Raw genomic sequence first — 23,790 nt, 5'->3', positions numbered from 1 at the left:
ATGTTGAAGGTCGAGAACATCAACCTTTTCTATGGCGCAGCGCAGGCGCTGCGCGGCGTCTCGCTGTCGGCCGAACCCGGCAAGGTCACCTGCGTGCTCGGGCGCAACGGCGTCGGCAAGACCTCGCTGCTTCGCGCGATGGTCGGCCAATATCCGATCGCGTCGGGCTCTATCGAGTTCGACGGCAGCGACATCACCGGTTTGAGGCCGTATGAGCGCGCGCGGCGCGGCATCGGTTTCGTGCCGCAGGGCCGCGAGATCTTTCCGCTGCTGACGGTGGAGGAAAATCTCAAGACCGGCTTCGGTCCGCTCAAGCGCGAGAACCGCTTCATCCCGGACGACGTGTTCTCGCTGTTTCCGGTGCTGCAATCGATGCTCGGCCGCCGCGGCGGCGACCTCTCCGGCGGCCAGCAACAGCAACTCGCGATCGGCCGCGCGCTGGTGATGCGGCCGAAACTGTTGCTTTTGGACGAGCCGACCGAGGGCATCCAACCCTCGATCATCAAGGACATCGGCCGCGCCATCTCCTATTTGCGCAATCTCGGCAACATCGCGATCGTGCTGGTCGAGCAATATCTCGATTTCGCCTGCGAGCTCGGCGACTCCTTTGCGGTGATGGACCGTGGCGCGGTGAAATATGCCTGCGACCGCTCCAATCTCGATCCCGCTGAAATCTCCCGCCAAATGGCGCTATAAGGGACGCAACCGGCCAACGGGGGGGGGACGGATGCACACCGAGAATGCACGCGCTGATGCAGCGACCTTTGCGGCCAACCGTGCTCGCGGCGCGGTGCGGTTCGGTGTGCACCTGCAGGATGGTGTTACCCGCCGCGGCGACTTGCACGAATCCGGCTCGCTGCGGGTGCGTTTTCCGTCGCCGGAGGGCGAGGGGCTGTCGGCGGTGTTCGTCAATACCGCTGGCGGGGTTGCCGGCGGTGATCGCTTTGACATCGATATCGCTACTGGTGAGGGCGCGCGGCTGACGCTGACGACAGCCGCCGCCGAGAAAGTCTATCGTGCGGCCGGACCCGCCGCCCAGCTCAATATCGCGCTGAAAGCCGCAACCGGTTCGCATCTGTCCTGGCTGCCGCAGGAGACCATCCTGTTCGACCGCGCCCGGATTTCGCGGCGGATCGATATCGACCTCTCGGAGGGCGCGTCGCTGCTGCTGTGTGAAATCGTGGTGTTCGGCCGCTCGGCCATGGGCGAGACCATGCGCCACGGCGAATTCGTCGACCGCTGGCGGATGCGCCGCGGTGGTAGATTGGTGTTTGCCGAGACCATCCGGCTCGACGGCAATATCGGTGAAAAGCTCGCCCTATCAGCTGTCGCCAATGGCGGCGTCGCGATCGGCACTGCGCTGATCGTGCCCGGAGATGAGGCGGTCGTGGAGCGTATACGCGAGGCGCAGGATTCCTTCCGTGGTGAAGTCGGCGTCTCCTGCTGGAATGGGTTTGCAATGGCGCGCTTCTGTGCCCAAGATGCGATGAGGCTGCGCGCCGACATGATGACGGTGCTCGGCCGCGCCTCCGCCGTCCCGCTGCCGAGGCTGTGGCTCAACTAATCATTCGAAAACCATCAGAGTGCCCGCATGAATTTGTCTCCCCGCGAAAAGGACAAGCTCCTGGTCTCGATGGCCGCCATGGTGGCGCGCCGCAGGCTCGAGCGCGGCGTCAAGCTGAACCATCCCGAGGCTATCGCCCTGATCACCGACTTCATCGTCGAAGGCGCGCGCGACGGCCGCACCGTCGCCGACCTGATGCAGGCCGGCGCACAGGTCCTGACCCGGGCGCAGGTGATGGAGGGAATTGCCGAGATGATCCACGACATCCAGGTGGAGGCGACGTTCCCGGACGGGACGAAGCTCGTCACCGTGCACGAGCCGATCCGGTGAGGAGCGGAAGTCCATCAATGTTGTCATGCCCGGGCTCGACCCGGGCATCCACGCCCTTCGGGCTGAGCGGTGAGACGTGGATTGCCGGTCAAGCCCGGCCATGACGCAGCAGAGCGATACGAGGTAGCACACATGATCCCCGGCGAACTCTTCATCCAGGACGGCGAGATCGAGCTCAATGCCGGCCGCAAGACCGTGACGCTCACCGTCGCCAACACCGGTGACCGCCCGATCCAGGTCGGCTCGCACTACCATTTCTTCGAGACCAACCCGGCCCTCAAATTCGACCGCAAGAAAGCCCGCGGCATGCGCCTCGACATCGCCGCCGGCACCGCGGTCCGCTTTGAACCGGGCCAGACCCGCGACGTCCAGCTCGTCGCCCTCGCAGGCAAACGCGTCATCCACGGCTTCCGCGGCGAGGTGAAGGGCAAGCTGTGATCCTTGGCGCCAAGTTCGCTGTCGCCCGGCCGTCCCCTCTTTCGCAAGGCAGGAACGGAGTGCGCGGTGGCGCGGTTGAGGCAAAAAGGAGTTTTTCGCCATGCTGCAGCCAATCCGCCTCATCTCCGAAGCCGCCGAGTTCGCCGCGCATCGCCACACGGGCATGGCCCGCAAGGGTCGTGGCAATGAACCCTATATCAATCACCTCGCCGAGGTCGCGAACCTGCTCGCAACAGCGACCGATGGCGCCGACGCCGAACTGGTGGCGGCCGGCTGGCTGCACGACACGGTCGAGGACACCGACGCCACGCGCGAGGAACTGGCGGCAAAATTTAGCGAGCGCGTCGCCGCGCTCGTGGTCGAGGTGACCGACGACATGACGTTGTCGAAGACCCAGCGCCGGCAAAAGCAGATTGAGGATGCCCCGCACAAATCGCCCGGCGCCAAGATGATCAAGATCGCGGACAAGATCAGCAACACGCGCGCCCGAATCGGGCCGAACCTGAGCGAAGACGAGCGCGAAGATCTCGCCGCCTATGTCATATGGGCCGAAAAAGTCGTCGCCGGATGTCGGGGCGTCAACCCGATGCTCGATGCCAAATTTGATGAAGTCGCCAAAACCGCGAAAAGCGCGTTTTGAAGGCAAGTGAAGTAGGGGGCTTACAGTGTCCGTGAAGATCAAACGTTCCGTCTATGCCGACATGTTCGGGCCCACCACCGGCGATCGTGTGCGACTCGCAGACACCGATCTCATCATCGAGGTGGAGAAGGATTTCACCACCTATGGCGAGGAGGTGAAGTTCGGCGGCGGCAAGGTGATCCGCGACGGCATGGGGCAGTCGCAGGTCACGAGCGCGCAAGGGGCGGCGGATACCGTCATCACCAATGCGCTGATCGTCGACCATTGGGGCATCGTCAAGGCCGACGTCGCGATCAAGGAAGGCATGATTTCGGCGATCGGCAAGGCCGGCAATCCCGACATCCAGCCCAATGTCGACATCATCATCGGTCCCGGCACCGACGTGATCGCGGGCGAGGGCAAGATCCTCACCGCAGGGGGATTCGACAGCCACATCCATTTCATCTGCCCACAGCAGATCGAGCACGCATTGATGAGTGGCGTCACCTCGATGCTGGGCGGCGGCACCGGCCCCTCGCACGGCACCTTTGCGACGACCTGCACGCCGGGGCCATGGCACATGGGCCGGATGATCCAGTCCTTCGACGCCTTCCCGGTCAATCTCGGCATCTCCGGCAAGGGCAACGCATCGCGGCCGGCGGCGCTGGTCGAGATGATCAAGGGCGGCGCCTGCGCGCTGAAGCTGCATGAGGACTGGGGCACGACGCCGGCGGCGATCGACAACTGTCTTGCGGTCGCCGACGATCACGATATCCAGGTGATGATCCACACCGACACGCTCAACGAATCCGGCTTCGTCGAGGACACGGTGAAGGCGTTCAAGGGCCGCACTATCCATGCCTTCCACACCGAGGGCGCCGGCGGCGGCCACGCGCCTGACATCATCAAGATCGCCGGGCTGAAGAACGTGCTGCCGTCCTCGACCAACCCGACGCGCCCGTTTACGCGCAACACCATCGACGAGCATCTGGACATGCTGATGGTGTGCCACCACCTCGATCCCTCGATCGCCGAAGATCTCGCCTTTGCCGAAAGCCGCATCCGCAAGGAGACGATCGCAGCGGAAGATATCCTGCACGATCTCGGCGCGCTCTCGATGATGTCCTCGGATTCGCAGGCCATGGGCCGGCTCGGCGAGGTCATCATCCGCACCTGGCAGACCGCGGACAAGATGAAGAAGCAGCGCGGATCGCTGCCCGAGGAGAAGGGCAACAACGACAATTTCCGCGTCAAGCGCTACATCGCCAAATACACCATCAACCCCGCGATCGCGCATGGCGTCTCCAAGCTGATCGGCTCGGTCGAGAAGGGCAAGCTCGCCGACCTCGTGCTGTGGTCGCCGGCGTTCTTCGGCGCCAAGCCGGACCTGATCATCAAGGGCGGCTCGATCGTGGCGGCGCCGATGGGCGACCCCAACGCCTCGATCCCGACCCCGCAGCCGGTGCATTACCAGCCGATGTTTGCGGCGTACGGAAAATCGCTCACCGCATCCTCGGTGGTCTTCACGTCCAAGGCGGCGGTCGCCGGCGGGCTGGCGCGCAAGCTTGGTATCGGCAAGAAGCTCTATGCGGTCCAGAACACGCGCGGCAAGATCTCCAAGAAGAGCATGATCCACAATGACGCCACGCCCAGGATCGAGGTCGATCCGGAGACCTATGAGGTGCGCGCCGACGGCGAGCTTCTGACCTGCGCGCCCGCCGAGGTGCTGCCGCTGGCGCAGCGCTATTTCATGTTCTAAAACCTCTCCGGCAAATACGCCCAGAAACCAAAGCCGGGAGGAAATTCCGTGATCTACGTCGTCGCCACACTGACCATCAAGCCTGAAACGCGCGCCGAATTCATTGCGGCCGCCACCGCCTGCATCAAGGAGACGCGGAAGGAGCCCGGCAATATCGCCTATGATCTGCACGAGAGCGTCACCGATCCGACCAAGATGGTGTTCGTCGAGCAGTGGGAGAATGCCGAGGCGCTGGTGCCGCACCGCACCGCCGATCACATGAAGACCTTTGGCCGCGTCGCGGTGAAGTGCTTCTCGGCGCCGCCGAAGATCGAGGTGATTACGCCCGAGAAGGTCGAAGTTCGGTAAAGAGAAAGCCACATGATCCGCGCGACGTCCGTCAAGCCGCAACACCGCTGGAATGAGCCGGCGGCCGATACCGTGGTGCTCGATTTCGACGACCGCCACCGCCGTCGGATGGCGATGACGGGCACGCGCGGATTGGAGTTCCTGCTCGATCTCGAGAACGCGATCGCGCTGCGCGGCGGCGACGCGCTGGTCCTGGAGGACGGCCGGCTGGTCGAGGTGGTCGCCGCGCCCGAGCCGCTTCTGGAGATCCGCGGCGCCGACCCGCACCATCTGATCCGCGTCGCCTGGCATCTCGGCAACCGCCATCTGCCGACGCAGATCATGAAGAAGGGCCTGCGCATCCGGCGCGATCACGTCATCGAGGCGATGGTGAAGGGGCTGGGTGCACGCGTGATCGAGATCGAGGCGCCGTTCGATCCCGAAGGCGGCGCCTATGCCGGCCATGCGCATGAAGGCGACGCGGCCGCGCATCACCACACCGGCCATGACCATGCGCATGATCATGGCCACGATGATCATCACCACCATCACGGTGCTCACGATCACCATCACCACGGTGATCACGATCACCACGACGAGCATTGCGACCACGACCATCACCACCATCACGACCACTCCCATGCTCATGACCACAAATGAGCTGCCGCGCAGCGAGGCGTGGGGTGGGATGACGGAGAGCGAGGCCGCCTCGCTCTACCGTTTGATGACCTGGCTGTCGCCGTCATTCCCGGTCGGGGCCTTCTCCTATTCCAGCGGCCTCGAATGGGCGGTCGAGGCCGGCGACATCAAGGATGCCGCCTCACTGCGCGGCTGGCTCGCCGCGATGCTGAGCGACGGCTCCGGCTTCTGCGATGGTGTGTTCCTCGCCCAGACCCATCGGGCGACCATGGCGCACGACCTTGGAAGGCTCCGCGAGATCGCCGAGCTGGCCGCCGCCTTCGTGCCCTCGCGCGAGCGCCAGCTCGAGACCACGACGCAGGGCCGCGCCTTTATCGACACGGCGCGCGCCGCCTGGTTCTCGCCCGGCTTCGACGAGTTCATCGCCGCCTGCGACGGCGCGATCGTCTATCCCGTCGCGGTCGGCCTGGTCAGCGCCACCCATGACATTCCGCTTGCGCCAGTGCTGCACGCGTTCTTCCATGCGGTGGTCTCGAACTGGATCTCCGCCGGCGCCCGCCTGATCCCGCTCGGCCAGACCGACAGTCAGCGCGTGCTTGCCGCTCTCGAACCGGTGGTCAGTGCGACCGCAACACGTGCGGGCGGGGCTTCGCTCGACGATCTCGGCAGTGCCACCTTCCGCGCCGATCTCGCCAGCCTGCGCCACGAGACGCAATATACGAGGCTGTTCCGGTCATGATGTATTTGTCGTTCCCGCGTTCCGCCGTCATTGCGAGCGGAGCGAAGCAATCCATCGCACCGCTTGCTGAGGCATGGATTGCTTCGCTACGCTCGCAATGACGAGGAGAGGGCAGCGCCTCGTTCCTTCTTGTGAAGGGCGGCGGTCAGCTCGCCTTATCGAGAGATCACGCGGTATGGGTCCCGGCCTTCGCCGGGACGACGCTTAGGAGGATTGGCTCTCATGACATCTTCTCACGGCCCGCTTCGCGTCGGCGTCGGTGGTCCGGTCGGATCCGGCAAGACCGCGCTGATGGACCTGCTCTGCAAATCGATGCGCGAGCGTTATGACATCGCCGCGATCACCAACGACATCTACACCAAATGGGACGCCGAGTTCCTGGTGCGCTCGGGCTCGCTCACGCCGGACCGCATCGCCGGTGTCGAGACCGGCGGCTGTCCGCACACCGCGATCCGCGAGGACGCCTCGATGAATCTGGCGGCGGTCGCCGACATGCGCGCGAAATTTCCTGGCCTCGATCTGGTGCTGATCGAGTCCGGTGGCGACAACCTGGCCGCAACCTTTTCGCCGGAGCTTGCCGACCTCACGATCTATGTCATCGATGTCGCCGCCGGTGACAAGATCCCATCCAAGGGCGGCCCCGGCATCACCCGTTCCGACCTGCTGGTGATCAACAAGATCGACCTCGCTCCTTATGTCGGCGCGTCGCTTGAGAAGATGGAGACCGATGCGAAGCGGATGCGCGGTGAGCGTCCCTTCGTCATGACCAACCTGAAGAAGAGCGACGGGCTTGAGCGCATCATCGCCTTCATTGAGGCCAAGGGCGGCCTACGCCCGAAAGCCTCTGCCAAAGGCAAGGCAAAGGCGGGTTGAATCGTGTGTTAATATGATATCCGATTTGTTAATATTTTAACGCGGCGAGCTCCTAGCTACGGGTGAAGCGACGCGCAACCCGGGACATCTGCGTCGACGTCCACGAGCGGTCCGGTTTACGCTCACTATTTTCACGCAAGCTGCAAACGGCGGGTGCGACGAAATATTCCTTGCCGCAATGGGAACAAAATCCAGCCACTCCCATTAGCCAACTCTGACGTTGCTTTCGCCAGCCGGAGCCGGCGCCGGCCGTCGCTCACGTTAATTGCCGCCTTCCGTTGCGTACCGATGCTCGCCACTCCATATTCCGCCGCGGTTGGCGTTCACCCCGTATCCGATCGTTGTCGCCCCCGCAGACGCCAGATGTCCGCTGTTGATCTCCGCCAACCCACAGTCTCCGAGTAACAGCGTGGTCCGGCTGGGCTTCATTATCGCCTTCATTGCGCTGATCGGGGTGCTGCTCTCCGGTCTCGCGGCCTATCGCGTGCACGAGCAGGAGCTGACGCTCGACGGCATCGCGCTGGCGCGGGCGATCGACGTCCACGCCAGCCTGGTGCAGGACCGGCTCACCGAGCGCGAATTGCTCGCCCGCGTCTCCTCGGGCCTGTTTCGCGCGCCGTCGGTGGTGAAGGCAGACATGCTGCAGCCGCTGCGCTCCTCGATCTATGCCTTCAAGACCGATTTCGTGATTGCCGCCTGGATTGCGCGGCTCAGGCCCGACGAGCTCGCGGCGGCGGAGCAGGAGCTGAAGAAGGCCGGCTTCCCCAATCCGACCATCCGCGACTTCGACGACCAGCCCCTCGACATCAAGGCGCTCGATAAGCCCGTCAACGTGATGATGGACCTGGAGCCGCGGACGCCGGAGACCATCATCCTGTCGGGCCGCAGCTTTGACCACCATTCCGTGATCGGGCCGATGCTGGCGCAGGCGATGGCGGACGGCAAGCCGGTGGCGTCGGATCCGATTCCGCTGTTGCGCCAGAATGGGCCGATCGGGGTCGCGCTCGCCGCGCCAGTGTTTCAGCAGGGCGCTTCGGAGCCCGCGGGATTCGTCACATTTTCGTATGAGCTCGGGCCGTTGATGCTGGCGAATGACGATATGTCGCTGTTCTCGGTGGTGCTGAAGGACCCGCGCGATTCCAACGACGAGCTGGTCGCCAACGACCAGGGCGTCATCACCTCGCGCGCGGTGCGGCCGGATGGGCCGGCGCCGTCGATGGTCCGGACGGTGACGTTCGGCGGCCGGGATTGGTCACTCGCTTATTACGCCAAGACCTCCGCCGCCGCGCGGGCGAACCAGACCGCGGCGATCGTGGCGGCCATCGGCCTCGCGCTGACCGGCATCGTCTGCGGCCTGTTCGGCTACGTCGCCTACAACAATCTTCGGCTCAGCCGCGAGATCGAGGTGAGGATCGGGTTCGAGCGGCGGCTGACCGCTGTGATCGACGAGCTCAACCACCGGGTCAAGAACATCCTGGCCGTGATCCAGTCGATCGTCACGCGCACATTGCGCCATGGCTCGGACATCGATGCCGCGCGCGATCTCCTGATCGGCCGCATCCACGCCATGTCGAACGTGGTCACGCTGCTCAGCGAGAGCCAGTGGCAGGGCGTGAAGCTGAAGGGATTGTTCGAGGCCCGCGCGATCCCGCATGCCGAGCGCATCGCGATCTCCGGTCCCGATATCGCGGTCAGCGCGCGCGCTGCGCAGTCGCTGTCGCTGTTGTTCTTCGAGCTCGCTTCGCATTCCGACGAGGGCCTGTCCCTGGTCGGCAAGCACCCGCACATCGTCGCTAACTGGGAAGTCAACGGCAAGGATGCGGAGGCGATCTTTCATTTCCGCTGGGAGGAGTTCAACACCAGCGAAGCCACCCGCCGCCCCGATTCCGATTTCGGCCTGATCCTGCTCGACCGCGTTGCCCCCGAAGCGCTCGGCGGGACGGCGAAACGCTACTTCACCGACATCAGCTACGTCTACGAGCTCACCGCGCCGATGGAAACCGTCATCGACATGAACGAGCGCGACCGCACGGAGAAGTTTTCCGCACCGTTGAGGCCGGCGCGCTGATTGCAGGCCGGTGGCGACCCTGCTTCCCCTCATGGTGAGGGGATAAGTAGGAGCGCGCCGTCGGAATAGATCCGTAGGTAAGTCGTGTAGGAGCGCAGCGTGCCCACCATTCACGGGTGGTGCAAGAGAAGGTGGGCGCGCGGAGCCGGTGATCGGGCGCGCGTTCGCGCGACCCGTTGGCTTCGCCCACCCTACGCATTGCTCTCGCCGTCATTGCCGGGCTTGACCCGGCAATCCATCATCCCTCAGAAAAATCTCTTTTCCGAGATGGATGCGCGGGTCAAGCCCGCGCATGACGATCAAGAGTTGGCGAGCATCAGCCGCCGTTGCCGCCGATCACGGCGCGCACGGTGTCATCAGGGCCGAAATCTTCCGCGCCTTCGACATAGAGCAATGCGCTCAATTTCGATCGCGCGCGGTTGACGCGGCTCTTGATGGTGCCGACGGCGCAGCCGCAGATCGCAGCCGCGTCCTCGTATGAGAAGCCGGACGCGCCGACCAGGATCAAAGCTTCACGCTGGTCTTGCGGCAGCTTGTCGAGTGCGGCGCGAAACTCCTCGAACTCCAGATGCGCATTCTGCGCAGGCTGGGTCTTCAGAGTCTTGGCATAGTTGCCCTCGGCGTCCTCCACCTCGCGCCGCCGCTTGCGATAGTCGGAGCGGAACAGGTTGCGCAGGATGGTGAACAGCCAGGCCGGCAGGTTCGAGCCGGGTTGGAACGAGTCGATGTTGGCGATTGCGCGCAACAAGGTCTCCTGCACCAGATCGTCGGCGCGGTCACCATTGCCGGAGAGCGAAATCGCGAACGCGCGTAGGCTTGGCACCGACGCCAAAATATCGTCGCGAAGTTGGTCGGTGAGAGGCATCAGTCCCTCCCGTCATTTTTTGCTGCTTGCTGCTCGTCAGTCTCTGCCAAATGCTTGGCGGCCTCCGCGGGATCATCGAGCTTGCGGATAAGCTCCGCAAAGCGGTCCGGCACGCCCTGTCGCACCACATCATCGTACATGGCGCGAAGCTGGTGGCCGATTCTCGATTGGATCTCAGCGTTGAGACCGCCCTGCTTCTTGGTTTCCTTCATGATCTGATCCACGTTTCCCCGAGAGGTTAAGTCCCTGTGTTCCAAGCAGTTTCCTCGAAATTCGGACTTGGCCGCGTTTGCTGCCGGTCGTACGCTAATTCGAAGTTCGCCCGAAAGTTCCGAATGTCCGGAACTTTTTGTGGAACTTTATCGGCGCTCAAGCGTAGTCCGGGCGTAACGCTCAAGGGGAAGGCGGGTCGCCCCACCGGATGTGCCGGCCCGAGGGATATAAAGGCGTTTCAGGCAATTGCCTCGAACACAAGGATGGAGTGGGAATGTCCCGATCGCAGCTCGTTGCCGAACACTTGCCATTGTTGCGGCGCTACGCCCGCGCGCTGACCGGAAACCAGGCGTCGGGCGACGCCTATGTCGCGGCCATGCTGGAGGCCCTGCTTCAGGACCCCGCGCTTCTGGATGAAACGCACGGTCCGCGTGCCGGCCTGTTCCGGCTGTTCACCCAGATCTGGAATTCGGTCTCGATCAACGACAACGCCGACGTAGCGACGTTGGCGCTGCCGCCGGAGCGCCGGCTTTCCAACATCACGCCGCTGCCGCGGCAGGCCTTCCTCCTGCTGTCGCTGGAGGGCTTCTCGGAAGAGGAGGTGGCCTACATCCTCAACATCGATATCGGCGAGACGCGCAAGCTCACGGATGCCGCCGGCCGTGAGATGGCCGCCGAGATCGCGACCGACGTCCTGATCATCGAGGACGAGACCTTCATCGCGATGGATCTGGAAAGCCTCGTGCGAAATCTCGGCCACAATGTCATCGGCGTCGCCCGCACCCATTCGGATGCGGTGGCGCTCGCCAAGAACAAGAAGCCCGGCCTGATCCTCGCCGACATCCAGCTCGCCGACGGTTCGTCGGGCCTGGACGCGGTGAATGAGCTATTGCGCGTGTTCGAGGTGCCGGTGGTGTTCATCACCGCCTATCCCGAACGCTTCCTGACCGGCGAACGCCCGGAGCCGGCGTTCCTGATCTCAAAGCCGTTCCAGCCCGCAATGGTCTCGGCCGTTGCGAGCCAGGCGCTGTTCTTCCAGCGCAATTCGCGCAACCGTGCGCCGCGCGCCGCCTCGGCGTGAACTGACCCTGGTTAGGTCGGCTGATCCGGCGTGCCGCACGGCGCGCCGGATTTTTTGCACCGAGACATCCGCCTTTCATGTGACCTTTGTGCTGGGCGAGGCTGTTCGCCTTGCCGGTTGCGCGTGACGAGTATTTGTTTCGAATGCAATCTCTTCAGGTTAACCCTGCTTAAGAGAGTTCGCGGCTTTCGATTCACCGACCTTTAGGCCGGCGCGCATATGGTTGCATGCGTTCAGCCACACAACCATCCCAGGAGACCAGCCGTGCGTAACCTTGTTTCCCGTTTCATTAAGGACGAGTCTGGCGCGACCGCCATCGAGTACGGTCTGATTGCCGCTCTTATTGCCGTCGTGATCATCGGCACCCTTCGAGTCATCGGCACCGATCTCAATACCAAGTTGGTAGCGGTGGACGACGGCCTGAAGTAAGTCGCCGGCTCTTTCTCAGAGGGTGTGCACGTGGAAGGTCCGGCCAAAGGCAGCTTTGGTCGGCTTTCTATTAGGGAGTCATCAAATGCGTATTATGGTCTTGCTGGCGCTTGTCGTCTTTAGCGCCGGAGCCGCCCACGCTGATACAGAAATCGTTACCCGCACTCGCAGGGACAGCTTGGGATACACCACGACCACTTCGACTTCGAAGCATGGCACGTACACCATCACCACCGGCCGCAACAGCTTGGGTGAGACGGTCACCACTTCGCGTTGGCAATCGAATAGGCCCCGGAGCTTCCAGAAGCGGGCCATGGGGCACTGACCGCCGAAGGTAGGGAAGCCGGCCTGCCCCTCGAAAACTCCGACGAAAACTCCGACAAAAAAGTAGAGCGCGACCGGCATCACCACGGTCGCGCCCTACATCGCCGGTCAATGGGGCAGGGGGAATAACCGGCTGCCAGAACGACGCGGACCGCGAAAAAACGTTCCGAGATTCCGAAAATAATTTTGAACACGGTTAAGTGATCCGCAGACATACGAACGGGGGCGTTTCGTTCGAGTTGTGTTCGTGATCGCCATGGGGCGAGGGATGAATCGCCATGTCACAGATATTGAAGGGAATTTTAGGTGCGCTCGCCGTTTCTTTGACCTTCGGCGCCGTGCAATTTGCCTCCGGGCATGATCTCATCGGGGGTCAGAGCCTCATCACCTCCACCAAGGCGGAACATGACGTCAACCGTACGGCGAAGGCCGACCGGGCGACAGTTCCGGCAGCCACCGGCAAAACCGAAACCATTTCGCTGAAGCTCGACAGCCTGGCCGAGACCTCGGTCGTGATCCGCGTTCCCGTCGTCAGGGACGAGGCGCGCAGCCACCCCAAGCCGCCCGCGCTGATCAAATCTGGCGAGCGCAGGATGACGGTCGCCTGCGAGCCCGTGGTGAGCGTGCTGACCGAAGTAGCAAAGCGCCTGCAGCCCGGCCGCTGCGTCACCTAAGCTGATCGTTCTTCGTTCTCTCTCCATCCGTCATTCCGGGGCGATGCGAAGCATCGAGCCCGGAATCCATCTGTCCGCTCGCGCATGTGGCGCAATGGATTCCGGGCTCGCGCCAAGAGGCGCGCCCCGGAATGACAGCGGAGGAAAAATTCGTGAGCAATTCCAACCTGATTTGCGCCGTCCACCCCTCGCGCGAAAAACATTCCGCTTTCGTCGTCGGGCAAATCAGTGATTTAACTCCGCGCGTCTCACCCAGATGAGGGGCGGCTCGCGATCGTCACGAACGTCGCGGTGAGATGCGGTGGACGTGAAGCGTGTGACTGACGAGCACGCGCATCACGGACGGCGAAGTCGTGTGGTCCTGGCGCCCCGACGCTGGCGCTAAGCTCGCGAGCAGCAAAAACTGCCGCGGGTGACGGTGGCAAGAAAGCCCGGTCACCGAGGAGAGCACGAAGGAAACCGTAACACCATCGCGCAGGGAAAGCCGGAATGCTTCGGTTGACCTGTGGTCCTACCCCCGTGCTTTTTGTTGCACGGGACCCACGGGTGCAACCGGCACCCGGCTTTCCCTGCGCCCTCTGATCTCGGGGAGGGTGGAACGAGACGCCAAGCTCGGACGCAACGCGCCGCGAGAACGCGAGCGCACATCGTCTCCTCACGCTCCACGGTCATGCCCGCAAAGGCGGGCATCCAGTATCCGGCGGCCTCTCGGCTCAAGCACCGCCGTCTCTGGAATACTGGATCGTCGGGTCAAGCCGGACGATGACAGCGGAGAGGCTGTTTGAAACTGAATCGGAATTGTAGGATGGGTAGAGCGGAGCGAAACCCATCATTCGCGCGGCTTGCTCCGTCGCGAGGCGGTTCGCTTTTGCTACAACAGCTCCGGCTGCTCCGCCGCGATCGCATCCCCGATAGCCACCGCGCCATCCGCGACCACCTCGGCATAGACGCCGCATTCGTTGTGGCCGAGGCGCTCCATCAGGGTGTGCGGGATGGTGAGGTCGCGCACGCCGGTGTCGGGATCGACATTGACCGCGGCGCAGCGGGTGATGCGCTTGACCACCTTGGCCCGTGCGCTGCCGATCGCGATCGTCTGGTCGAGCAGCTCGAATTCGTGCCAGGCCGGCCAGCCCTCGACATAGAGGTTGGCGCGGAAGCGCAGCGGATGCACGGATTGCCCGACCATCTCCTCGATCGCGCGCAGGCTATTGAGGTTGATGATCGAGACCACCTTGCGGGCGACGTCGGAGAAGCTGTGACCGGGGCTGGTCAGGACCTTTGGCGGTCCCTTGATCTGGCCGGCATGGTGGAGTGCGAAATACTGCTCGATCGCGGCGCGCCCGGCGGCCGTTTCGAGGTCGCCCTGAGCCACCATCTCGCCGTTCCGGCGCAGGGTCAGGACGTGGCTGCCGTCGTCGAATTCGGCACGGAGCGGCACCAGCCAATCGTCCCGCTGCAGCATCAGGAAATGCGGCTTCGGCAGCCATTTGGGCTGCTCGGGATCGAAGCCGCTCGGTCCGTTCTCGATGGCGTAGCGGCGATCGGACAGCAGCGTCTGGCCAGCCTTGAGCTCGGCCCGCGGCAGCGCCTCGGGCGTCAGGCCTTTGACGGGATAGCGGTAGATGCCGGCGATCTCTGGGGATGAAGCGGAGGACATCAGGCCTTTTAGGAGATTTTCATCGATCGGGCCATACAACCTTACGAAATCATTGCAGAAAGCCCTTCCGTTTCGGAAGCCAAATGCCCACATTCGCGTCAAGCCTGAAATGAGGGCGACGACCACCGGCGGGTTGACCGACGTCAACACCGCCGGGCGGAAACCCAATGAAGATGCCTTCACAGTGCCTGCGGGGCTGGGGAGGCAGGCCGAGGGAAAGCAAAGTTATGAATATTGAGAAATACACCGAGCGCGCGCGCGGCTTCATCCAGTCGGCGCAGTCGCTTGCGGTGCGCGAGGGGCACCAGCAGTTCTCGCCGCTGCATCTGTTGAAAGTGCTGCTGGACGACAGCGAAGGCCTTGCCGGCGGTCTGATCGATCGCGCCGGCGGCAATTCCCGCGCCATCCTCAAGGCATCCGAGGATGCGCTTAACAAGCTGCCGAAAGTGTCGGGCAGCGGCGCGGGGCAGGTCTACCTTTCACCCGAATTGGCGCGGGCATTCGATGCGGCCGAAAAGGCGGCGGAGAAGGCCGGCGACAGCTTCGTCACCGTCGAGCGTCTGCTGCTCGGGCTCGCGCTCGAGAAGAACAGCGAGGCCGGCTCGATCCTGAGCAAGGGCGGCGTCACACCGCAGAACCTGAATGCGGCGATCGAGTCGCTGCGCAAGGGCCGTACGGCCGATAGCGCCACCGCCGAGAACGCTTATGACGCGCTGAAGAAATATGCCCGCGACCTGACCCAGGCCGCGCGCGACGGCAAGCTCGATCCGGTGATCGGCCGCGACGAGGAGATCCGTCGCACCATCCAGGTGCTGTCCCGCCGCACCAAGAACAACCCCGTCCTGATCGGCGAGCCCGGCGTCGGCAAGACCGCCATCGTCGAGGGCCTGGCGCTGCGCATCGTCAACGGCGACGTACCGGAGAGCCTGAAGGACAAGCGGCTCTTGTCGCTCGACCTCGGTGCGCTGATCGCGGGTGCAAAGTACCGCGGCGAGTTCGAGGAGCGGCTGAAGGCCGTGCTGCAGGAGGTCACCTCGGCCGAGGGAACCTTCATCCTGTTCATCGATGAGATGCACACGCTGATCGGCGCCGGCAAGGCCGATGGCGCGATGGACGCGTCCAACTTGTTGAAGCCGGCGCTGGCCCGCGGCGAGCTGCACTGCATCGGCGCGACCACGCTCGATGAGTACCAGAAGCATGTCGAGAAGGATGCCGCGCTGGCTCGGCGTTTCCAGCCGATCTTTGTCAGCGAGCCGACGGTCGAGGACACCATCTCGATCCTGCGCGGGTTGAAGGACAAGTACGAGCAGCACCACGGCGTGCGGATCGCCGATTCCGCGCTGGTGGCAGCCGCGACCCTGTCCAACCGCTACATCACCGACCGCTTCCTGCCCGATAAGGCGATCGACCTGATGGACGAGGCGGCGGCGCGGCTGAAGATGCAGGTCGATTCCAAGCCGGAAGAGCTTGATACGCTGGACCGCGAGATCATCCGCCTCAAGATCGAGCAGGAGGCGCTGAAGAAGGAAAGCGATCTGGGCTCGAAGAGCCGGCTGCAGGCGCTGGAGAAGGAACTCGTCGATCTCGAGGAGAAATCGGCAGCGCTGACGGCGCGCTGGAGCGCGGAGAAGAACAAGCTTTCCAACGCCCAGAAGCTGAAGGCCGAACTCGACGCGCTGCGCGTGGAATTGGCCAACGCCCAGCGCCGCGGTGAATTCCAGCGTGCAGGCGAGCTTGCCTATGGCAAGATCCCGGCACTGGAGAAGCAGCTCGCCGATATCGAGGCCAGCGAGAACCAGGGCGCGACGATGGAGGAGGCGGTCACCGCCAACCACATCGCGCAGGTGGTCTCCCGCTGGACCGGTGTTCCCGTCGACCGGATGCTGGAAGGCGAGAAAGAGAAGCTCCTGAAGATGGAGGATGCGCTCGGCAAGCGCGTCGTCGGCCAGGCCGAGGCGGTGCGTGCGGTCGCGACCGCCGTGCGCCGCTCGCGCGCCGGCCTGCAGGACCCGAACCGGCCGATGGGCTCGTTCATGTTCCTAGGGCCCACCGGCGTCGGCAAGACCGAGCTGACCAAGGCGCTGGCTGAGTACCTATTCAACGACGAGACCGCGATGGTCCGCCTCGACATGTCCGAATACATGGAGAAGCACTCGGTCTCGCGCCTGATCGGTGCGCCTCCGGGCTATGTCGGCTATGACGAGGGCGGCGCGCTGACCGAGGCGGTGCGACGGCGGCCCTACCAGGTGGTGCTGTTCGACGAAATCGAGAAAGCGCATCCTGATGTCTTCAACGTGCTGCTGCAGGTGCTCGACGACGGGCGTCTGACCGATGGTCAGGGCCGCACGGTCGATTTCCGCAACACGCTGATCATCATGACCTCGAACCTCGGTTCGGAGTTCCTGGTGAACCAGCCGGAAGGCGAGGATACGGGCGCGGTGCGCGAGCAGGTGATGGCGACGGTGCGGGCGCATTTCCGCCCCGAATTCCTCAACCGTGTCGACGAGATCATCCTGTTCCATCGGCTGCAGAAGAGCGAGATGGGTCGGATCGTCGAGATCCAGTTCGCGCGGCTGCAGAAGCTCCTGGAGGATCGCAAGATCACGCTGACGCTGGACGCGGCGGCGCGCGACTGGCTGGCCGCCAAGGGCTGGGATCCGGCTTACGGCGCCCGCCCGCTGAAGCGGGTGATCCAGCGCAATCTGCAGGATCCGCTGGCCGAGATGATCCTGGCTGGCGATGTCAAGGACGGCGACCAAGTCAAGATCTCGGCGGAGGGCAACGTGCTGACCTTCAACGGCAAGGCGCAGCAGACCGCAGAGGTCGCTCAGTTCGACGCGCCGGTAGCGAAGCGCAAGCTGAACTAAATCATGAAACGATCGAAGCCCTCTCCGCGGCCCGGCGGAGAGGGCTTCGAGTTTGGGGGAGGCTATTCCTGCGTCACTGCCGGGCCGACATCGTCCTCGTCGCTCGGCTCGAGTTCGGAAAGGATGTCCACGAGCTCGCGGGCGCGGCCGGTCGCAAGCGGTTTGCCGGCGTTCATCAGCGGCTCGTCATTGGCGAGCCAAGCCTGCGCCTCCGCCAACTCGTCGACGGTGGCGCCCGTCGCGATGATCTTGGCGATGGTGACATCGTCGATCTGGCCGACCGCCTTGACGACGTCATCGCGTGTGATGTGCCTCATGTCCGGTACCCTCTACGCGAAACAAGGCCTCCACGCGCCGTCGTGGCGGGCAGGGACCAGAGTAAGACAGCCCTCGATCAGCGGCCTGTGGTCAGCCGTGGCGGGTGCTGCGACATCATCCAGAGCTCGATTGCAGCCAGGATCGCCACCGCCGCGCCGATCACCACATGGACCGTCATCGCGGTGGTGCCGTGGAAGCCCAATACCCAGGGCGACACCAGGGCCCACAATCCGACGATCAGGTTCAGCCACTCCTCCCACACCGCGAACGCCGCCAGCGCCGCGATTGCAAGGACCGCGATGACGATGCCGGTGATGTAGGCGTTGGTGGAGACGGTTCCGGCGGTGAAGCCGAACAGCCAGGGCGACAGCAACAGGATCGCGCCGAGGATCAGGTTTGCGACGTCGCACAATTTCGCGTTCGTCCAATTCTCCATGACACCCTCCGTTGGAGGTTTCGTGCATCCCTGAAACCGAGCTGATGCCCTCCCGGTTCCACGGTCGCCGCGGCAAATTTGCTTGATTTGACGGGGGAGATCAGCGGTTGCTGACAGGGCGCGAACCGGTCGAGCCGGTGGCGTCGGAGACGATGCGGGAGCTGCCGCGGCTGCTCATCTGGGCATCGATCCGGTCGCGCTCCTTCTCGAAACCTGCCAGCATCGAGCCCTCGAGCGAGCGCCCGCGCGGCAGCTTCACGCGCATCGGGTCGACGAAACGGCCGTTGACCAGGATCTCGTAATGGACGTGGGCGCCGGTCGACATGCCGGTCGACCCGATAAAGCCGATGACCTGGCCCTGGCGGACGCGCTTGCCGGCTTCCATGCCCTTGGCGAAGGCGGACATGTGGCCGTAGGCGGTCTCATAGCCATTGTTGTGCTTGACGCGGACATACTTGCCGTAGCCGCCCTCCCAGCCGACCTTTTCGACCACGCCGTTGCCCGACGCGAAGATCGGGGTGCCGTAGGGGGCCGCCCAGTCGACGCCGGTGTGCATCTTGACGTAGCCGAGGATCGGATGGCGACGGCCGCCGAAGCCGGAGCGCATGATCGCGTTGTTGACGGGCTTGCGCACCAGGAACTTCTTCGCGCTCTTGCCGGTCTCATCGTAGTAGTCGACCACCGAATCGTCCGGCGTCTGGAACCGGTAGTATTTCTTGGTCTCGCCGCCGACCGTGAGCGCGGCGTACAGCACCTCGGTCTTTTCGCTGCTCGTTACGCCTTCGTCCTCGCCGGCGTAGAAGACGTCGAAGCTATCGCCGGGCTGCACCTTGCGCTGGAAGTCGACGTCATAGGAATAGATGCGGACCATGTCCTCGATGACGTTCTGCGGCACCTTGTTGCGCAGCGCGGTCTCGTAGATGCTCTGATAGAGCCGTACGCCGCTGCCATCATCCTCGTCATCGTCGCTGTTGTCGGCGGTGTCGGACACGGTGTTCAAGCTCTGCACGTCGACGGCGACATATTTGCCGATGTCCGAGAGTGCTGCGACCGCTTCGACCTGGGTGTCGTTGGCGACGATCACGCGATAGGGCTGCAGCCGCGCTCCCGGCGCCGGATTTGCCGGCGCCATCAGGATGCGCAGCTTCTGGCCTTCCTTCAGGCCGCCATCGCGGCCGCGGGCGCCGAGCATGGCCGCGATCGCCTTGGCCTCGTCGGCTGTCGCGCCCATGTCGCGCAGCACCGAGGTGACGGTGTCGCCCTTCTTGACGATATGCACCCGCTCCCCGGTCGGGTTGCCGCCGGTGACCTGCTCCTTGGTCTTCGGCAGCAGCGTGACGTTTTCCGGCACCACGCGGGTTTCAAAGCCGGCATAGGGATCGGAAACGTTGCCCTCTGTGGCATAGGCGAGCTTGAGGTCGGGCTGCGCGCCGCCGACATCGGCGGTGGCATTGGCCAGCGTATAGCGGACGCCGCCGTTATTGCCGCGCCAGTTGGCCGCGTCACGCACCCGCATCAGGATCTCGTCGAGCGCCACCCCCGCGGCGATCTTCGCCTTCGGTAGCACCTGCCCCAGATCCTTGGTGACGAATGAGACCTCGGCGTCGGGCTCCACAGCCTCGGGGTTGTTCGGATCGTCCGCCGCCGCGGTCTGATTGGTGCCGACATCGGTCAGCATGCGCTGGGCGTTGAACGGCGGGATCTTGGCCGAAAGATCGCTTGTCGTCATCGACAGGTTGCCGGAGATGCGAACATACGGCCGCACCCGCATCACGTCGCGGTTGCCGACGCGGGTCACCGTCGATACCCGCACCACGTTGCGCGAGGCGCTTGATTCCGACGGCGGCGGCAGGCGGTCGCTCTTGTGCAGGGTGGCGGCACGGTCATTGGCGCTGATGGCACCGCGCAGCGCGCCCTCGACCCGCTCGGGGAGCTTGGCAAAGGTCATCTCGCCGTCGAGGGACGCAAAAACGGCGCCGCCGATCAAGGCCGCGCCGCACAGGCCGGTGAGGATCGTGCCGCTGAACCACTGTACGGAAACACGGCGGCGGTCGATCACCGCAGCCTCCGAGCCGTCAACCGACAGCGGCGGCTCGTGACCGAGATCGATCATCCCGGTCTCGCGTCCAAAGCCGCTCCCGCGTGACGCCCGTTGGCTCAAACCCGTGTTCCCCCAAGTTCCATCAGCATACGACGAGACCTCCGCACTCCCTTGCGCCCGCATTCGCCCTAGCGGGGCAATCCGGCAGTACGGCGCGTCACATACAGCAACATTCGTGAATTATCGAAGGCCGATGGCCCACCACAATCTCGAATGCCAACGATGTGTAAATCTCTCGATGTTGCTCGGCCGCGTGGAACTGGCGACGGATTCATCGAAATCGTCAGTCCCTTGGTAGAGAAACCACCGGCAGCCCCCACTGGCATCCGGCGATTCATTTTGCATAACTAATCGTCAGAACGTCGCAGGATTGTGGCTCAAGTACGGCGTAAAGTCCCGAAAAATCGAGCAATTCTGCGCATCAGAAGAATCTGCACCTGATGCGACGATTTGTTGACAATGGCCGTTGACAAGCCGGATTGGGCCGGCCTATAAGGCGGCCACTGAGCGCGGCGCTGCATTGGCCCGGTGGCCAAGGCAAGCTTTCGCGCCCTTGATGCTCCTCACTTGGATGAGTGACTCAACAGCCGACGTAAATCGGTTGGGGATTCGCCGTCGGGTGAAGAGGGTCGGAACCCTCCTAAGGGTGTGAGGTCTTCGGATCTCGGGCTGTTTGACAAGTGAAGATGAAGAAAGAGAAACGTGGACGGCGGAGTCCTTGCGGGTCTCGATTTTGAAAACCTCGGTTTTCCCGATCGGGACCGGACGAAAGACTTCGGCGGTACACGTTTTGAATAAGGTTACACCATGGCCTCTTCATTGAGGTCAGGTCGCCAGCGATGTGAATCGCTGTGCGATTTCGGTGTGGACCTCGTCAAACGTTGTGATCAGCCGGTTCAAAGTTTCAAGTCCAACTTGAGAGTTTGATCCTGGCTCAGAGCGAACGCTGGCGGCAGGCTTAACACATGCAAGTCGAGCGGGCGTAGCAATACGTCAGCGGCAGACGGGTGAGTAACGCGTGGGAACGTACCTTTTGGTTCGGAACAACACAGGGAAACTTGTGCTAATACCGGATAAGCCCTTACGGGGAAAGATTTATCGCCGAAAGATCGGCCCGCGTCTGATTAGCTAGTTGGTGAGGTAATGGCTCACCAAGGCGACGATCAGTAGCTGGTCTGAGAGGATGATCAGCCACATTGGGACTGAGACACGGCCCAAACTCCTACGGGAGGCAGCAGTGGGGAATATTGGACAATGGGCGCAAGCCTGATCCAGCCATGCCGCGTGAGTGATGAAGGCCCTAGGGTTGTAAAGCTCTTTTGTGCGGGAAGATAATGACGGTACCGCAAGAATAAGCCCCGGCTAACTTCGTGCCAGCAGCCGCGGTAATACGAAGGGGGCTAGCGTTGCTCGGAATCACTGGGCGTAAAGGGTGCGTAGGCGGGTCTTTAAGTCAGGGGTGAAATCCTGGAGCTCAACTCCAGAACTGCCTTTGATACTGAAGATCTTGAGTTCGGGAGAGGTGAGTGGAACTGCGAGTGTAGAGGTGAAATTCGTAGATATTCGCAAGAACACCAGTGGCGAAGGCGGCTCACTGGCCCGATACTGACGCTGAGGCACGAAAGCGTGGGGAGCAAACAGGATTAGATACCCTGGTAGTCCACGCCGTAAACGATGAATGCCAGCCGTTAGTGGGTTTACTCACTAGTGGCGCAGCTAACGCTTTAAGCATTCCGCCTGGGGAGTACGGTCGCAAGATTAAAACTCAAAGGAATTGACGGGGGCCCGCACAAGCGGTGGAGCATGTGGTTTAATTCGACGCAACGCGCAGAACCTTACCAGCCCTTGACATCCCGGTCGCGGACTCCAGAGACGGAGTTCTTCAGTTCGGCTGGACCGGAGACAGGTGCTGCATGGCTGTCGTCAGCTCGTGTCGTGAGATGTTGGGTTAAGTCCCGCAACGAGCGCAACCCCCGTCCTTAGTTGCTACCATTTAGTTGAGCACTCTAAGGAGACTGCCGGTGATAAGCCGCGAGGAAGGTGGGGATGACGTCAAGTCCTCATGGCCCTTACGGGCTGGGCTACACACGTGCTACAATGGCGGTGACAATGGGAAGCGAAGACGCAAGTCCTAGCAAATCTCAAAAAGCCGTCTCAGTTCGGATTGGGCTCTGCAACTCGAGCCCATGAAGTTGGAATCGCTAGTAATCGTGGATCAGCACGCCACGGTGAATACGTTCCCGGGCCTTGTACACACCGCCCGTCACACCATGGGAGTTGGTTTTACCTGAAGACGGTGCGCTAACCGAAAGGGGGCAGCCGGCCACGGTAGGGTCAGCGACTGGGGTGAAGTCGTAACAAGGTAGCCGTAGGGGAACCTGCGGCTGGATCACCTCCTTTCTAAGGATGGTCCTTCAGAGAGCTCACGCTCACTATCGGATCGTTTTAGAAACATCTCGGGGCCAATCGATCGCCAGATCGCTTGAGCTCCATAGGCGGGATTTCGCCGTCTTCGTTTCTCTTTCTTCGCGGACGAACACGCGCCAGGGGCTAGAGCGCTGTGCGATGCATCGGCGAAAGCCGGTTGCGCGCGAGCGGGTTCCTAATCCTTTGTAGGATGAGCGTTAGGGGCTTGTAGCTCAGTTGGTTAGAGCGCGCGCTTGATAAGCGTGAGGTCGGAAGTTCAAGTCTTCCCAGGCCCACCACCTTCATCGAGCGGGCATTCGTCTTCTGGTTACGGGGCCATAGCTCAGCTGGGAGAGCGCGTGCTTTGCAAGCATGAGGTCGTCGGTTCGATCCCGTCTGGCTCCACCAGCCTTCGCTGGCGGATCGCCAGCTACGGCTCGGCAAGCCAACCAAAGCGAAGGCTGCCGCGTCGAAGCTCGAAGAGCGAAGACGGGCTGGCGCCTCGACTGAAGCATCATCGTCCGCGAAACATCAATTCGCACACGCAGTCCGGATGGACGCGGTGTGCGTGTTATCTGACATCGTAAAGAGGAGATCGATCCAAGTTTGGGATCTGCGGAGCAATTCGCGGGTGCTCATTCACTATCTCCAGATCATTTTCGGCGCTCGTTCATCGCAAGATGAGCGGGTTGTAAAATGATCCTGTTAGCGAAGCTTGACCGCCTCGCTATTGGTTCGATCTTACGAAGCAAGCTGGTCTTTCTAATCAATGTCCGGCCGCGCAAGCAGCATTCATCGAGGGTGCGCGCTTTGAGATTTCGGTCTCACTGCGATTGGGCGGCATACATTCTGCCGAGTGTGTGGACATTGATAATGAGAGCAATCAAGTGCCTTAAGGGTGTTCGGTGGATGCCTTGGCGCTGAGAGGCGATGAAGGACGTGCTACGCTGCGATAAGCCGTGGGGAGCTGCGAAGAAGCTTTGATCCACGGATTTCCGAATGGGGAAACCCACCTTCGATAGCCGGAACTCCAAGACCTTGTGTTTTGGGGTTCGACCAGAAA

Annotated in this window: 22 protein-coding genes, 2 tRNA genes and 2 rRNA genes (1 of these 26 cut by a window edge); 19 read left to right on the top strand and 7 right to left on the bottom strand. The window is 62.8% G+C overall.

From position 1 onward, the window contains the following. The 11 genes from urtE (at position 1) to ACZIRK_RS21975 (ending at position 9,356) form a co-directional block, all read left to right on the top strand. A complete protein-coding gene (gene urtE / locus ACZIRK_RS22025) occupies positions 1–696 on the top strand; it encodes an urea ABC transporter ATP-binding subunit UrtE (protein ID WP_028165116.1) in 696 nt (231 codons plus the stop codon). Positions 697–727: 31 nt separating this feature from the next. Further along, complete coding sequence (locus ACZIRK_RS22020) at positions 728–1,564, top strand: urease accessory protein UreD (RefSeq protein ID WP_130228567.1); 837 nt, start codon at positions 728–730, stop codon at positions 1,562–1,564. 27 nt (positions 1,565–1,591) lie between these two features. After that, positions 1,592–1,894: an urease subunit gamma gene (locus ACZIRK_RS22015; protein WP_028165118.1), complete on the top strand. Its 303-nt coding sequence runs from the start codon at positions 1,592–1,594 to the stop codon at positions 1,892–1,894. A 132-nt stretch (positions 1,895–2,026) separates the two neighbouring features. Beyond that, positions 2,027–2,332 (top strand): urease subunit beta, encoded by a 306-nt coding sequence (locus tag ACZIRK_RS22010; RefSeq protein ID WP_028165119.1) that lies wholly within the window; start codon positions 2,027–2,029, stop codon positions 2,330–2,332. 100 nt (positions 2,333–2,432) lie between these two features. Beyond that, on the top strand, positions 2,433–2,972 hold the full coding sequence (locus tag ACZIRK_RS22005; RefSeq protein WP_130228566.1) for an HD domain-containing protein: 540 nt from the start codon (positions 2,433–2,435) through the stop codon (positions 2,970–2,972). 25 nt (positions 2,973–2,997) lie between these two features. Continuing rightward, positions 2,998–4,710 (top strand): urease subunit alpha, encoded by a 1,713-nt coding sequence (gene ureC / locus ACZIRK_RS22000; RefSeq protein ID WP_130228565.1) that lies wholly within the window; start codon positions 2,998–3,000, stop codon positions 4,708–4,710. A gap of 48 nt (positions 4,711–4,758) precedes the next feature. After that, positions 4,759–5,058 carry a putative quinol monooxygenase gene (locus ACZIRK_RS21995; protein WP_028165122.1) on the top strand — a complete coding sequence of 100 codons (300 nt, stop codon included), beginning with the start codon at positions 4,759–4,761 and terminating at the stop codon, positions 5,056–5,058. A gap of 12 nt (positions 5,059–5,070) precedes the next feature. Further along, positions 5,071–5,697 (top strand): urease accessory protein UreE, encoded by a 627-nt coding sequence (locus tag ACZIRK_RS21990; RefSeq protein WP_130228564.1) that lies wholly within the window; start codon positions 5,071–5,073, stop codon positions 5,695–5,697. After that, complete coding sequence (locus ACZIRK_RS21985; RefSeq protein ID WP_463328091.1) at positions 5,684–6,415, top strand: urease accessory protein UreF; 732 nt, start codon at positions 5,684–5,686, stop codon at positions 6,413–6,415. The genes ACZIRK_RS21990 and ACZIRK_RS21985 overlap by 14 nt, the downstream gene beginning before the upstream one ends. 222 nt (positions 6,416–6,637) lie before the next feature. Continuing rightward, positions 6,638–7,288, top strand: a complete 651-nt coding sequence (gene ureG, locus ACZIRK_RS21980) for an urease accessory protein UreG (RefSeq protein ID WP_130228563.1) — start codon at positions 6,638–6,640, stop codon at positions 7,286–7,288. Positions 7,289–7,697: 409 nt separating this feature from the next. Continuing rightward, positions 7,698–9,356 (top strand): CHASE domain-containing protein, encoded by a 1,659-nt coding sequence (locus ACZIRK_RS21975; RefSeq protein WP_130228562.1) that lies wholly within the window; start codon positions 7,698–7,700, stop codon positions 9,354–9,356. A 316-nt stretch (positions 9,357–9,672) separates the two neighbouring features. Here the strand turns inward: ACZIRK_RS21975 and ACZIRK_RS21970 are convergent, their stop codons facing one another. Next, entirely contained in the window at positions 9,673–10,221 is a 549-nt protein-coding gene (locus tag ACZIRK_RS21970; protein ID WP_027579243.1) for a sigma-70 family RNA polymerase sigma factor, read from the bottom strand. Beyond that, complete coding sequence (locus ACZIRK_RS21965; RefSeq protein ID WP_028165127.1) at positions 10,221–10,433, bottom strand: NepR family anti-sigma factor; 213 nt, start codon at positions 10,431–10,433, stop codon at positions 10,221–10,223. Before ACZIRK_RS21965 ends, ACZIRK_RS21970 begins: the two co-directional genes overlap by 1 nt. Before the next feature lie 275 nt (positions 10,434–10,708). Here ACZIRK_RS21965 and ACZIRK_RS21960 point away from each other — a divergent pair, with 275 nt between their 5' ends. Continuing rightward, a complete protein-coding gene (locus ACZIRK_RS21960; RefSeq protein ID WP_130228561.1) occupies positions 10,709–11,515 on the top strand; it encodes a response regulator in 807 nt (268 codons plus the stop codon). Between the two features lie 264 nt (positions 11,516–11,779). Continuing rightward, positions 11,780–11,944 (top strand): Flp family type IVb pilin, encoded by a 165-nt coding sequence (locus tag ACZIRK_RS21955; protein WP_130228560.1) that lies wholly within the window; start codon positions 11,780–11,782, stop codon positions 11,942–11,944. Positions 11,945–12,025: 81 nt separating this feature from the next. On the opposite strand, the gene ACZIRK_RS21950 is transcribed toward ACZIRK_RS21955, so the two are convergent. Then, entirely contained in the window at positions 12,026–12,349 is a 324-nt protein-coding gene (locus ACZIRK_RS21950) for a hypothetical protein (RefSeq protein WP_474418521.1), read from the bottom strand. A 197-nt stretch (positions 12,350–12,546) separates the two neighbouring features. On the opposite strand from ACZIRK_RS21950, the gene ACZIRK_RS21945 reads away from it, so the two are divergent. Continuing rightward, on the top strand, positions 12,547–12,942 hold the full coding sequence (locus ACZIRK_RS21945) for a hypothetical protein (RefSeq protein ID WP_130228558.1): 396 nt from the start codon (positions 12,547–12,549) through the stop codon (positions 12,940–12,942). 871 nt (positions 12,943–13,813) lie between these two features. Here ACZIRK_RS21945 and ACZIRK_RS21940 read toward each other — a convergent pair. Continuing rightward, positions 13,814–14,599, bottom strand: coding sequence for an MOSC domain-containing protein (locus tag ACZIRK_RS21940; RefSeq protein WP_130227580.1), 786 nt, complete (start codon positions 14,597–14,599; stop codon positions 13,814–13,816). Between the two features lie 227 nt (positions 14,600–14,826). Between ACZIRK_RS21940 and clpB the strand changes: the two genes are divergently transcribed. Further along, complete coding sequence (clpB, locus tag ACZIRK_RS21935; protein WP_130227579.1) at positions 14,827–17,466, top strand: ATP-dependent chaperone ClpB; 2,640 nt, start codon at positions 14,827–14,829, stop codon at positions 17,464–17,466. A gap of 62 nt (positions 17,467–17,528) precedes the next feature. On the opposite strand, the gene ACZIRK_RS21930 is transcribed toward clpB, so the two are convergent. The 3 genes from ACZIRK_RS21930 to ACZIRK_RS21920 all read right to left on the bottom strand — a co-directional run bounded on the left by ACZIRK_RS21930 (position 17,529) and on the right by ACZIRK_RS21920 (position 20,333). Further along, positions 17,529–17,783 (bottom strand): hypothetical protein, encoded by a 255-nt coding sequence (locus ACZIRK_RS21930; protein WP_028169118.1) that lies wholly within the window; start codon positions 17,781–17,783, stop codon positions 17,529–17,531. 77 nt (positions 17,784–17,860) lie between these two features. After that, complete coding sequence (locus tag ACZIRK_RS21925; protein WP_028169119.1) at positions 17,861–18,220, bottom strand: SPW repeat protein; 360 nt, start codon at positions 18,218–18,220, stop codon at positions 17,861–17,863. 100 nt (positions 18,221–18,320) lie between these two features. Beyond that, positions 18,321–20,333 (bottom strand): M23 family metallopeptidase, encoded by a 2,013-nt coding sequence (locus tag ACZIRK_RS21920; protein WP_165435340.1) that lies wholly within the window; start codon positions 20,331–20,333, stop codon positions 18,321–18,323. An 899-nt stretch (positions 20,334–21,232) separates the two neighbouring features. Between ACZIRK_RS21920 and ACZIRK_RS21915 the strand changes: the two genes are divergently transcribed. The 4 genes from ACZIRK_RS21915 to ACZIRK_RS21900 all read left to right on the top strand — a co-directional run. After that, positions 21,233–22,721: ribosomal RNA gene (locus ACZIRK_RS21915) — 16S ribosomal RNA — on the top strand. 228 nt (positions 22,722–22,949) lie between these two features. Then, positions 22,950–23,026, top strand: a tRNA-Ile gene (locus ACZIRK_RS21910). A gap of 33 nt (positions 23,027–23,059) precedes the next feature. Further along, a tRNA-Ala gene (locus tag ACZIRK_RS21905) sits at positions 23,060–23,135 on the top strand. A gap of 473 nt (positions 23,136–23,608) precedes the next feature. Then, a 23S ribosomal RNA gene (locus ACZIRK_RS21900) occupies positions 23,609–23,790 on the top strand (it continues 2,658 nt past the right edge of the window). Together the 16S and 23S rRNA genes with 2 tRNA genes alongside form the textbook arrangement of a ribosomal RNA operon.

Source organism: Bradyrhizobium sp. Leo114, from assembly GCF_055229415.2.
This window is presented reverse-complemented; position numbering and strand designations above follow the sequence as displayed.